Here is a 12346-nt window from a genome sequence, read left to right as displayed (position 1 = left end):
GCAACCCATCAGCAGAAGTGCAAGTGTATTTTGTCTACTGAGCATAGTTTTTTATTTTTAATAAACAATATATGCCAATTAATACCGAATAAGTTTATTATTATAATTCTTTATAAATAGATAATCCCGCTGAAGCTTGAGCAACCGGCATTATCTCAATTGAGTTAACATTAAAATGTGTTGGTGTATTAACTAACCATGATACGGTATTTGCTATATCTTCGGGTGTGATATAATCTACACCCTCGTAAACTTCTGTCGCTTGTTCATTATTTCCATGAAACCGTACATTTGAAAATTCTGTACCACCACATAAGCCAGGCTCAATATTAGTCACTCTAATCTTTTTCCCAAGCAAATCAGTTCGTAGATTTGCGCTAAACTGCTTAACAAATGCTTTCGATGCACCATATACATTACCACCTTTATAAGCATAACTACCTGCTACCGAACCAATATTAATAATATAACCAAAATTACGTTCGACCATTTCAGGCAAAATTTGGTGAGTTAAATGTACTAAACCTATAATATTAGTTTCAATCATAGTTTCCCAATCGTTATATTCTGCTTGGTATGCTGGCTCTAATCCTAATGCTAATCCTGCATTGTTAATTAAAATATCAATCGGTTGAAACTCTTTAGGAAGTTGTAATAAAATAGATTCCACGGCATCTTTTTTGGTTACATCTAAAGGTAATGATAAGAAGTTTGCCCCAAATTCATCAGCTATTTTCTGTAGTTTATCTGCTCGCCTGGCAGCACCAATAACTTTATAGCCATCAGCTATTAACTTGCAACAAATAGCATGCCCAAATCCAGAGGAAGCACCAGTCACTAAAGCAATATTCATAGTAAATCTCCTTATAAGCTTAACGATAATATGAAATATGAGTACTTTTTCATAATCGATATGATAAATAAGCAAAAATTGGTCAATTCATAATTTTACTTAAACGTATAGTTAACCTCAAACTTCTTGACAATAATTCAATATAGATATTATAAAAAACCCGCTAATAAAGCGGGCTAATATTTAAATCTCATTTTGCAGTTTCTACTGATGGTTCTTCATCTTTCAATGGAACAATTAGTGTATCAATATGTGTATTATTGATTAATTGACGAGCAGAAGACATCAACTTGCTCCAAAAATCTTGATGATGACCACATACAACAAGATCAGCACCATATTCATGAATCGCTTCTATTAATACTTGACCAAACTCACCATTTCCTGAAAGCGTGTGTGCAATAGGATATGCAGCATTATCAGCCAGTTTATTTAAGGCAATATGTGCATCTTCTGTGATTTTATCTTTCATATCATTCATATTAATATCAACTAACCCTGTATATAAATCAGAATAGTTAATACCAACATGGATCAAAGAAATTTGAGCATTATATGGTCTTGCCATAGAAACAGCTTTTTCAACAAGAACTTCACTTTCAGGTGATAAATCCACTGCGACTAATATATGTTTATAAGCCATGATATTTTACTCCTTCCTATTTTGACGCTCAGGTTAAATTTTAAATTTATACTCTATTATTACTACTAAATTAATTTTTGAGCAAGCCAAAAAAGTGACGCAGATAACAAAATTGAAATCGGTAATGTCAAAATCCATGTTAATGCGATATTTTTAATCGTTTTACTTTGCACACCACCACCATCAACAATCATTGTACCAGCTACAGATGATGAAAGAACTTGAGTGGTTGATACTGGCATACCAGTATAACTAGCAATACCAATTGAAAGCGCTGTGGTAATTTGCGCCGAAACACCTTGAGCATAAGTCATTCCTTTTTTCCCAATTTTTTCGCCGATGGTAACAGCGACACGACGCCATCCAATCATAGTACCAAGAGCAAGCGCTGAAGCAACAGAGATAATGATCCAAATAGGTGCATATTCAATTGTTTTAAGCAGGTCATTGTTGACCGATTTTAAATATTGTTTATCTTCTAATGAAATATTTGGTTGTTTAGCAACATGTGAAACCGTATCGGATAAACAAAGTAGAATACGTCTAGCTTGTGAGCGCTGTTCAACAGTAAGAGATTCATAATCATTCATTTTATTAAATAAATTATTAGCAATATTTAATGTAATAAATGAACTCGAATAATCACAATGATATTGATTCAAATCGCTGATAGGTACACTAGAATCAACGGTGGATTGAGAGCCAATTACCGTTGTCAAATCTTGATTATGAGTAACAAAATAGTCTTCAATATTGTGGATAGCATTACGAGTATTGGTAATATCATAAGTTGAAGCACTCATATTAACAATAAAACCAGCAGGAGCAATGCCCATCAACACCAACATTAATAAACCAATTCCTTTTTGTCCATCATTAGCGCCGTGTGAAAAGCTAACACCAGCTGCCGATATAATAAGCATTATGCGGATCCAAAATGGAGGCTTTTTCTTACCATAGAGTTTTTCACGCTGCTCTGGTGTCATGAAGATACGCTCTCTTTTTTTACTGCTTTTTTTACTTTGACTTTTACGTGTCCAATATTTACGCAATAAAAAAATCATTAAACCAGCTATAACAAGACCAACCACTGGAGAAATAATTAATGATAAAAAGATTTGAATCATTTTCGTAATATTGAGAGCATCAATAATTGATGTATCCATAATAAAGGCATTAGCGAGTGCTACACCAATAATGGAACCAATTAAAGTATGAGAACTTGAAGCAGGAATGCCCACATACCAAGTTCCTAAATTCCAGATAATTGCGGCAAATAAAATAGAAAAGACCATAGCAAGCCCATGTGTTGAACTTACATTGAGTAATAAATCGGTTGGTAATAAGTGCACAATCGCATAAGCTACGCTGAGGCCACCAAGTAACACACCAAAGAAATTAAATACCCCAGCCATAAAAACGGCAAGTTGTTCTTTCAATGCTCTGGTATAAATAACCGTTGCAACAGCATTAGCTGTATCATGAAATCCATTTATAGCCTCATAAAAAAGCACAAATAGTAATGCAAAGACTAATAATATAATAGTTGAAAATTCTAAATCAGAAAATAGATGAAACATAATAGATCTTTCTGTTGTTAATTAACGGCACTATTATCCTTTAGAATAGGACAATGAGCAAAACAATTTTTACATTTTTCGTTTAGCGTAACGGGCAGCTAAAAAAGCACAGATCATTAATTGAATTTGATGAAAGATCATTAAAGGTAAAATCATAATCCCCATAATCGATATAGGAAAAATAACACCAGCCATTGGAATACCACTAGCTAAACTCTTTTTTGAACCACAAAAAACAATTGTAATTTCGTCTTCTTTGCTAAAACCAAATAGTCTTGCGCTATAGGTCGTGATTAATAATACAATTACTAATAATACAATTGAGAAAAATATTATAGTTAACAATGATAAAAAACCAACTTGGGCCCAAATGCCATTAATAACTGCATCACTAAAAGCAACATAAACCACTAATAAAATCGATAAACGATCAAATTTAAAAATAACATTTTTATATTTGTCTATCCATTTGATTATAAAACGGCGCGATAAATGCCCAACCATAAAAGGTAACATCAATTTTAACATTATCGAAGTAATTGCATCTACTATATCCATTGAAGCAATCGCTTGAGTATTCATTAATAACCCAACTAAAATAGGAGTAATAAAAACACCCAACAATGTTGATGCTGAGGCACTACAAATTGCAGCAGCAACATTACCTTTTGCTATCGAAGTAAATGCTATAGCCGATTGCACTGTTGCGGGCAAAACACACAAATAAACAAAGCCTAAATAAAATTCTTGTGATAAAAAAGTTGGCACTAAAAATCGCATCATAATGCCTAAAATTGGAAAAATCACAAAGGTCGTTACAAATATTAATACATGTAATCGCCAATTTTTTATGCCAATAATAATAGATTGAAAAGAGAGTTTGGCTCCATGCATAAAAAATAACAATCCAATGGCAAAAGTAGTAAGATGCCCAAAAAATATTTTAGTTTGTCCCTTACAAGGCAAAAAACTTGCAGTGATAACAACACAAATTAGAGTCAATAAGAATGGATCAATCTTCAAACGTTGGAATATATTCATAGTTATCGATCTTTTTTACTAAAAAAATCGCCACAAAAGTGGCGATTTAGTTTATGGGTAAAAATACTTATTCTAAGAAGCTACGAAGCACATCAGAACGACTTGGATGACGTAATTTACGTAACGCTTTAGCTTCAATTTGTCGAATACGTTCACGTGTTACATCAAATTGTTTACCCACTTCTTCAAGCGTATGATCGGTATTCATATCAATACCAAATCGCATACGTAATACTTTTGCTTCGCGCGGTGTTAAACCTGATAAGATATCACGTGTTGCACTACGTAAGCTTTCAGATGTTGCTGCATCTAATGGCTGCTCTAGTGCGGTATCTTCAATAAAGTCACCTAAATGTGAATCTTCATCATCACCAACTGGCGTTTCCATCGAGATTGGTTCTTTAGCAATCTTTAGCACTTTACGGATTTTATCTTCTGGCATTTGCATACGTTCAGATAATTCTTCCGGCGTCGGTTCGCGACCAATTTCTTGTAACATTTGACGTGAAATGCGATTTAACTTATTAATCGTTTCAATCATATGTACTGGAATTCGAATCGTTCTTGCTTGATCAGCAATTGAACGTGTGATAGCTTGTCTAATCCACCATGTCGCATAAGTTGAGAATTTATACCCTCGACGGTATTCAAATTTATCTACAGCTTTCATCAAACCGATATTACCTTCTTGAATTAGATCTAAGAATTGTAATCCACGGTTAGTGTATTTTTTTGCTATAGAAATCACTAAACGTAAGTTTGCTTCAACCATTTCTTTCTTAGCTCGTCGTGCTTTTGCTTCACCAATAGACATACGACGGTTAATATCTTTAATTTGCTCAATAGAAAGATTAGTTTCAGCCTCTATTTGTTTCAATAAGTTAACTTGTGCAGCAATCTGCTCCTCAAAATCTTTTAAATTAACAGCAAAAGCATTTTTAGAAGTTAATGCTTTATTATACCAATCCATATTATTTTCATTTCCAGTAAAATAATTCATGAATTGTTTTTTCGGCATTTTACATTGTTCAACGCAGATCTTCATAATTACACGTTCGTGTGCTCTTACACGATCCATCATGCTTCTCATATTGTTGACAAGTATATCGAACTGTTTAGCGACTAAACGAAATTGCTTGAAAATCTCTGATAAATTTTCGATCTCTTTTTGTGCTTTTTTGTGACCACGTCCATATTTTTTTATAGCTTCAGATGTTTTATTGTGTTGCTCTTGTAATTCAGCAAATTTTGCTCTAGCAACTTCAGGATCAATTGAAGCATCTTCATCAGCAGATGAATCACCATCCTCATCTTCATTTTCATCGTCACTATCGTCGATTTCGATCTCAGTTTCACTATCTTCTAAATCTTCAGGCAATTCTTCAGTTACTTCTTCCGCATTTGGATCAACAAAACCGGTAATTAAATCAGACAAACGAACTTGTCCACTTTCGATTAAGTTATATTGCTCAAGTAAATAAGTAATTGCTTCTGGGTATTCAGACACGGAAGTTTGAACTTGATTAATGCCATCTTCAATACGTTTGGCAATGTCAATTTCACCTTCACGAGTTAAGAGTTCCACCGCTCCCATTTCTCGCATATACATACGAACAGGATCGGTTGTACGACCTATTTCTGACTCAACATTAGATAAAACTAATGCTGTTGCTGCTTCAACGGCTTCTTCATCAGGGACATTATCTGAAAGTAATAACTCATCAGAATCAGGGGCTTCTTCAAGAACTTGAATCCCCATATCATTAATCATTTGGATAATATCTTCAATCTGATCTGAATCAATAATCTCTTCAGGCAAGTGATCGTTGACATCAGCATAGGTTAGGTATCCTAGCTCCTTACCACGAATGATTAGGAGTTTTAGCTGTGATTGAGAATTTTGCTCCATAAAAGGTATCCACTTTTAGTTATTTGATCATGTGTATATTATATATGTAGAACATTATCTGTTATCTACGTATACCCTATATATTTAGTCTTTTTTTGATAAAACAAGTATTAATGTCGCTAATTCTTTTTTCTCTGCGGTACTTAAGCCGGAGACTCTCTCTTTTGCGATTAGTTCATCTTGTCTTTGGGCGAGTATATTATCATATAACTCTTTTAAAGTATGTGTAAAAATCGATTCTATATCATCATCTTGATAATGAAACTCCCAGGTTGATAAACGACTGAGTTGTCTATAAAATGGCCTCTCTAAACACTCAGTTAATATTTGTGCAGTATTTATATTAGGATAACGCTGGCATAATTCAAGTAGCTCAATAAAAATATCAATGCCAGCCATTTTTACTTGGCCAATAGCATTAATATTGGACACAAGTTGCGCAAGATTAGGATATTGAAGCAATAAACCAATCAAAATACGCATTGTAGTTAACTTCATTTGTGCTATTGGTGCAGATTCTTGGGACTTAATTTCGTATTTTTGGCGATTTGATTGCATTAATTGCTCTATTTGAGACAAATCAAGTAACCCCAAATAACGCCCAAGTTGTTGTAATAAATTTAATCGGAAAGCTTTTGCTTTTATTTGATCAAGTAAAGGAAGAGCTAATGAACTTAATTTCGCTTTTCCTTCCGGTGTTTTCAAATCAACTTGCTTTAATAATTCATCAAATAAAAATTTAGATAGATTTGACGCAGTGTTCAAGTAATCTTCAAAACCTGAGTTACCGATTTTACGTACAAAACTGTCAGGATCTTCATCTTGAGGTAAAAAAGCAAAACTGATCTCTTTACCATCAATCAAGCAGGGTAATAAAACATTCAGTGCTCTCCAAGCGGCACTCCTTCCCGCATTATCGCCATCATAACAAAAGATTACAGAATCAGTAGCTCTAAACAGAAGTTTAATATGTTCTTCTGATGTTGCAGTTCCTAAAGCCGCTACAGCATAGTCAATTCCATACTGAGCCAGAGACACCACATCCATGTAACCTTCTACAATTATCAATTGTTTCGGATTACGATTAGCTTCTAAAGCTTCATAAAGTCCATATAATTGAAAACCTTTATGAAAAATAGGAGTTTCTGGCGAGTTTAGATATTTTGCAGAATCATTAATAATAGTTCTTCCCCCAAAGGCAATCACATTACCTTGTCTATCACGAATTGGGAACATGATTCGCCCACGAAAGCGATCGAATCGATTACCTCTATCATTATTAACTGACATTCCTGCTTTATCATATAACTCTGCTTCGTTTTTGGTCTTTACAATATTTTGAAAAGTTAATTGGCTTGAATTAGGTGCGTAACCAATTTTATACCTAGCTATAATTTCCCTATTTAGTCCACGTTGTTCCAGATATTTATGCGCATCAATCGAGGTTGATAATGCTAATTGCTGTTGGTAAAAATTGGTTATTTTAGCCATTAACGTATACAGATCACGGCGTATATTTCGAGACTCAATCTGTTTGGACTGATCTATTTGGTTATTATTATCCGTATAAGGAACTCGAATTCCTTGCATACTGGCTAATTCTTCAATTGCTTCAGGAAAAGACAAACGTTCATATTGCATTAAAAAATTCACAACTGAACCAGATGCTCCACAACCAAAGCAATAATAGATCTGTTTTTTTTCATTCAATGAAAAAGAGGCAGTTTTCTCATCATGGAAAGGGCAACAACCAAAGTAGTTATTCCCCTTTTTTTTCATTTTGACACGTTTGCTGATCACATCAAGTATACTTGTGCGAGCAATCAAGTCTAAAATAAAATCTCGAGGAATAAGACCTTTCATGATAATTTAACCGATATTGGCACTATACGCAAAGACAACAAGCCGCATGTATATGTACGGCTTGTAAAAAATTTTTTATAAAAAAATAGATAAAATTGAGTTTTATATCAATTTAAACTTTTAGTATAAATATTAATATAGACGAGTGCGACGAGCGTTTTCTCTTTCTAATTTTTTAGCGTGACGTTTAACAGCAGCTGCTTTTGCGCGTTTACGAATAGTAGTTGGTTTTTCATAAAATTCACGGTTACGAACTTCAGCTAGAACTCCTGCTTTTTCGCAAGAACGTTTAAAACGACGTAATGCTACATCGAAAGGTTCATTTTCACGTACTTTAATTACTGGCATGTGCCTCTCACCTCAAATTTGTTTAATATCACAAAGGACTAAAAATTAGTGCGCAATTTTACCCCTAATAGACATACGTTGTAAAGTAAAATATCGAATTATTGTATCATAACAAATTAATTTGCTAATCTCCCTACTCAATTAGATAATAAAACCATTTTTATTAAGATAGATAGGTATTTTTATGTCATCATTTATCATCGGTCAATACCCAAAGCGTCGCCTACGCCGCAATCGTGTTTATGATTTTAGCCGCCGTTTAGTTGCAGAAAATCACCTAACAATTAATGACCTGATTTATCCTGTTTTTATAATTGAAGGTAACAATATTATTAAACCAGTTATATCAATGCCAAATGTTAATCGAATGAGCATTGATATGCTATTAAAAGAAGCTGAATATGTAGCTAAACTAGGTATTCCTGTTCTTTCACTGTTTCCAGCCATTGAACCAGAAAAAAAATCATTACTTGCTCAAGAAGCTTATAATGAAAATGGGTTAGTGCCCAAAGCGATTCGAGCATTAAAAAAAGAAATTCCCGAGTTAGGTATTCTAACTGATGTAGCACTTGACCCTTATACAAGCCACGGACAAGATGGCATTATTGATGAACATGGTTATGTTCAAAATGATTTATCTGTTGAAATTCTTGTTAAGCAAGCTTTAATTCAAGCTCAAGCTGGTGCAGATATTATCGCGCCAAGTGATATGATGGATGGACGCATTGGTGCAATTCGTGATGCGCTTGAAAATCATCATTTTGTTAATACACAAATCATGGCGTATTCGGCTAAATATGCTTCAAGTTTTTATGGCCCGTTTCGTGATGCAGTAGGATCTGCTTCAAATATAAAAGGCGGTAATAAAAAAACTTATCAACTTGATCCTGCCAACAGCAATGAAGCTTTGCAAGAAATTTACCAAGATCTTAGTGAAGGCGCTGATATGGTCATGGTTAAACCAGGTATGCCTTATCTTGATATGGTCAGAAGAGTGAAAGAAACCTTTGCTGTGCCAACATTTGCCTATCAAGTTTCTGGCGAATATGCCATGCTGTGCGCAGCAATTGAAAACGGTTGGTTAGATGAACAATCAGTAATTATGGAATCCTTACTTTGCTTTAAACGCGCTGGTGCAGATGGAATATTAACATATTTCGCTAAACAAGTTGCTGAATGGTTAGTTCAAAGACAATAAGATGTATTAACTCACTGTAAAGTCCCCATATTATATAATGGGGATATTTATCAAAACACAGCAAAAGACTTCATTTAGATTATTGGCTTTGTTCATTCTATTTTTCGGTAAAATTAGCTATTAAATTAGGAACTTTTTTAAACTTTTACAAGTGGATAAAGCTATGTCGATTTTACCTCCAAAAATCCGATTTTCAAGCAAAACACTTTTCATATTTATTTTATCCGTCAATTTCAGCATATAAATAATTAACATGATTTAATAGCAATATAAAGTAAGTAACCAATATTTAGTAAAGCGTGTAAAAAAGTTTTAGGAAAACTATATGTTTATATAAATATCTGATAATATTTCATCAGATTAATGACAAGAGAATGAAAAATGATCTATGAACTCATACCGATAGAATTGCATGAAGAGCTTAATGATTTTCGTCAAGATTTAGAGAGGATAGTTTTACAGTATGTTGAAGTTTGTCCTTATTGTGACAAAAAAGAATTTTATCTAATCCGTTCAAAACCAACTACTACTTACCGTTGTAAAGCTTGTTATAAATATTTTACGGCGGCAACCAATACACACTTTAATCGTCTAACTCCTTTTAACTGGTTAGAAACTATTTTTATTAGCCGGATAAAAAACTACAGCTATCAAGCAATAGCAGATAAATTTGATTGTTCAACTGAGAAAATAATGCGTCGTGACCATGCTATAATGAATCACTTAAAGCTACATTATTTATCATTATATAAATGGTATATCAACAAACAACAAACAACTTTAAATCCAATCTTAATTGAACAATATAATTATATCAAATCAAAAATAAATACTTTACTTAATACGACAACTCCCGTTTGTTTACACTGCAACTCAACAGAAACAGTCAAAATAGGCAAACGAACATGTTACCGATGTAAACGATGTCGACATAGTTTTAATCTTCTAAGTAATACTAAACTAAATCGTTTACCCAAACCTGAATTATGGCTAAATTTTATTGATTTACTCTTAGCCGGAGAAGACAATATACAAATAGAGAAAAATTTAAAATTGACGAGCAATACCATAAGGAGATGGCGATCGGTATGGTGTGAAATGATGATAGCTTGGAAGTGTGATGCCCTATCTATTTGGTGTAGCAGCCATTAAAAATGGTAAAGATAGCATGATGAATGACAATTTCATGTTTTACTCTAAATAATCTTTAACCCATAAGATTAATAATAGAAGATAATGTTATGAAAAACTATATTTCTCTTCTCTATATAAGTTTATGCAGCAGTACACTATTAATTAGTGGTTGTGATGACAAAAAAACAACTAATACAAACTCAACTCATATTGCCGTGACTAACAGTTATCTTTTTCATACAGAACCAGAATTATTGCCTGTTCACAAGTTATTTAAACAGCAGAAAATTCAAGGTCCATCACATAAACTAATTAACTATAACTATCAGGGTTATGTGACTAATTATAATTTAGAAGGACTTTATGGTGAAATTAATTATGATGAAGCCAAATACATTTACGGAATGGAAGGAACCAGAGATGAATATGAAATTACTTTTGACAATACAAAAAACATACTTGGCATGAAAAATAGTAATGGAGATATTGTTGCTTTTTCTGAATTTGATGGGCAAGGTCATTTAGTTGAAACAACTTTATCTCACTTTGCAGAAAATAATATTATTTTTAACAGCAAAATAATTTATGAAGAAGACCGGGTTGAGAAGGTTTTGTATAATGCTTATATTCCAGTTGATGAAAAAACCAAATTTCCTGTGTTAGTACAAGAAAAAGATATTATTTACAATGATAGTAAGCAATTGGAAAAAACTATCACTAAGTCATTTAAACTATCATCAAATGGTGACATTATTATCAATGATAAAAATGAACAAGAAGTTGAAATGACTGAGACTTGTACCTATTCTAATTATAATGAAAACCGAGATTGGACTAAGGCAATTTGTATTACAACAGGAAATGAGTCAAAAACCGTTACTTTAATAAGAACCATCGAATACCAATAGCTTTATTTATTCTCTTAATACCAAAGGGAATATGATTAGTCATGACCGTACTCATCGTATTTACGGCAAAGTATAATGGTGTCTTCAATTAAGCGCCGAGCAATAGTTCCATATTCAGGTATTTTAGGTAATTGAGAGTAATGATACCAATTTGCTTCAACTAATTCGCAAGTATCTAATTGAATTTCGCCACTTTCATAATCTGCTAAATAAGCCATCATCAATGAATTTGGAAACGGCCAAGGCTGAGATCCTACGTAACGAATATTTTTAATATTTAATTTTGATTCTTCAAATACTTCTCGTTTAACAGCCATTTCCATTGTCTCACCAACTTCAGTAAAACCAGCTAAAACAGTATATAAACTATTTTTATTATGTCTAACATGTTTTGCCAATAATATTTTATTTTTTTTGCGAATAGCGACAATGATAGATGGCGAAATTTGAGGATAATAACGTTCATTACAGTTATGACACATACAACACCATTCTGTTGTACTAATACACATTTTGTGACCACAATAACCACAATATTTATGAGAACGATAGAACTCTGATAATTGAACAGCTCGGCCAGCCATGTAAAATAATGATTGTTCAGTATTATCAAGCAAAGATCGAATTGAACTCATTGCAGTTTTCATTTCACGACAAATAAGCCAAGCCGTTTGTCCATTCCATTCACCGATGGGTTGGGCAATCAGATTTTTGAAACCCAGTTTACTGGCATTTCCAACAGGAACTTCCCCGTTTGGTAACCATAACCTTCCATTTTTACTGACAAACCAATAGCCCGTTTCATTTCCATTCAAACTTATTTGTTGCTGTATGTTCATATCAATTTACACTCAAAACAACGAAAAAGG

At 33.2% G+C, this 12346-nt stretch carries 11 protein-coding genes; 3 read left to right on the top strand and 8 right to left on the bottom strand.

All coding sequences use genetic code 11. The features are described from left to right. Positions 1-100: 100 nt before the first annotated feature. The 7 genes from J4T76_RS07240 to rpsU form a co-directional block, all read right to left on the bottom strand. Positions 101-853, bottom strand: a complete 753-nt coding sequence (locus J4T76_RS07240; protein ID WP_267339938.1) for an SDR family NAD(P)-dependent oxidoreductase — start codon at positions 851-853, stop codon at positions 101-103. A 190-nt stretch (positions 854-1043) separates the two neighbouring features. Then, positions 1044-1496, bottom strand: coding sequence for a universal stress protein UspA (uspA, locus tag J4T76_RS07235; protein ID WP_267339939.1), 453 nt, complete (start codon positions 1494-1496; stop codon positions 1044-1046). Positions 1497-1561: 65 nt separating this feature from the next. Continuing rightward, the gene (gene pitA, locus J4T76_RS07230) at positions 1562-3076 is read right to left on the bottom strand and encodes an inorganic phosphate transporter PitA (RefSeq protein ID WP_267339940.1); all 1515 of its coding nucleotides are present in this window, start codon (positions 3074-3076) and stop codon (positions 1562-1564) included. A gap of 69 nt (positions 3077-3145) precedes the next feature. Further along, entirely contained in the window at positions 3146-4117 is a 972-nt protein-coding gene (locus tag J4T76_RS07225) for a bile acid:sodium symporter family protein (RefSeq protein WP_267339941.1), read from the bottom strand. 67 nt (positions 4118-4184) lie between these two features. Next, entirely contained in the window at positions 4185-6026 is a 1842-nt protein-coding gene (rpoD, locus tag J4T76_RS07220) for an RNA polymerase sigma factor RpoD (RefSeq protein ID WP_267339942.1), read from the bottom strand. 84 nt (positions 6027-6110) lie between these two features. Next, positions 6111-7889 (bottom strand): DNA primase, encoded by a 1779-nt coding sequence (dnaG, locus tag J4T76_RS07215; protein WP_267339944.1) that lies wholly within the window; start codon positions 7887-7889, stop codon positions 6111-6113. Between the two features lie 132 nt (positions 7890-8021). Further along, positions 8022-8237, bottom strand: coding sequence for a 30S ribosomal protein S21 (gene rpsU / locus J4T76_RS07210; protein WP_034882800.1), 216 nt, complete (start codon positions 8235-8237; stop codon positions 8022-8024). A 184-nt stretch (positions 8238-8421) separates the two neighbouring features. Here rpsU and hemB point away from each other — a divergent pair, with 184 nt between their 5' ends. The 3 genes from hemB (at position 8422) to J4T76_RS07195 (ending at position 11477) form a co-directional block, all read left to right on the top strand. Continuing rightward, on the top strand, positions 8422-9435 hold the full coding sequence (gene hemB, locus J4T76_RS07205) for a porphobilinogen synthase (protein ID WP_267339945.1): 1014 nt from the start codon (positions 8422-8424) through the stop codon (positions 9433-9435). 381 nt (positions 9436-9816) lie between these two features. Beyond that, positions 9817-10587: a hypothetical protein gene (locus tag J4T76_RS07200; RefSeq protein WP_267339946.1), complete on the top strand. Its 771-nt coding sequence runs from the start codon at positions 9817-9819 to the stop codon at positions 10585-10587. Between the two features lie 89 nt (positions 10588-10676). Next, entirely contained in the window at positions 10677-11477 is an 801-nt protein-coding gene (locus J4T76_RS07195) for a hypothetical protein (protein WP_267339947.1), read from the top strand. A 35-nt stretch (positions 11478-11512) separates the two neighbouring features. Here J4T76_RS07195 and nudC read toward each other — a convergent pair whose 3' ends face one another. Beyond that, positions 11513-12316, bottom strand: coding sequence for an NAD(+) diphosphatase (nudC, locus tag J4T76_RS07190; RefSeq protein WP_267355545.1), 804 nt, complete (start codon positions 12314-12316; stop codon positions 11513-11515). Positions 12317-12346: the final 30 nt, after the last annotated feature.

Source organism: Gilliamella sp. B3022, assembly GCF_028751545.1.
In the GTDB taxonomy this organism is placed as follows: Bacteria; Pseudomonadota; Gammaproteobacteria; order Enterobacterales; family Orbaceae; genus Gilliamella.
The sequence above is the reverse complement of the archived record's forward strand: the minus strand, read 5'-3'. Positions and strand labels throughout refer to the sequence as shown.

Coding starts and splice junctions, on each gene's coding strand:
- J4T76_RS07240 (WP_267339938.1), bottom strand. CDS start 853: ATGAATATTGCTTTAGTGACTGGTGCTTCCTCTGGATTTGGGCATGCT.
- rpsU (WP_034882800.1), bottom strand. CDS start 8,237: ATGCCAGTAATTAAAGTACGTGAAAATGAACCTTTCGATGTAGCATTA.
- hemB (WP_267339945.1), top strand. CDS start 8,422: ATGTCATCATTTATCATCGGTCAATACCCAAAGCGTCGCCTACGCCGC.
- J4T76_RS07195 (WP_267339947.1), top strand. CDS start 10,677: ATGAAAAACTATATTTCTCTTCTCTATATAAGTTTATGCAGCAGTACA.
- nudC (WP_267355545.1), bottom strand. CDS start 12,316: ATGAACATACAGCAACAAATAAGTTTGAATGGAAATGAAACGGGCTAT.
- dnaG (WP_267339944.1), bottom strand. CDS start 7,889: ATGAAAGGTCTTATTCCTCGAGATTTTATTTTAGACTTGATTGCTCGC.
- J4T76_RS07225 (WP_267339941.1), bottom strand. CDS start 4,117: ATGAATATATTCCAACGTTTGAAGATTGATCCATTCTTATTGACTCTA.
- rpoD (WP_267339942.1), bottom strand. CDS start 6,026: ATGGAGCAAAATTCTCAATCACAGCTAAAACTCCTAATCATTCGTGGT.
- pitA (WP_267339940.1), bottom strand. CDS start 3,076: ATGTTTCATCTATTTTCTGATTTAGAATTTTCAACTATTATATTATTA.
- uspA (WP_267339939.1), bottom strand. CDS start 1,496: ATGGCTTATAAACATATATTAGTCGCAGTGGATTTATCACCTGAAAGT.
- J4T76_RS07200 (WP_267339946.1), top strand. CDS start 9,817: ATGATCTATGAACTCATACCGATAGAATTGCATGAAGAGCTTAATGAT.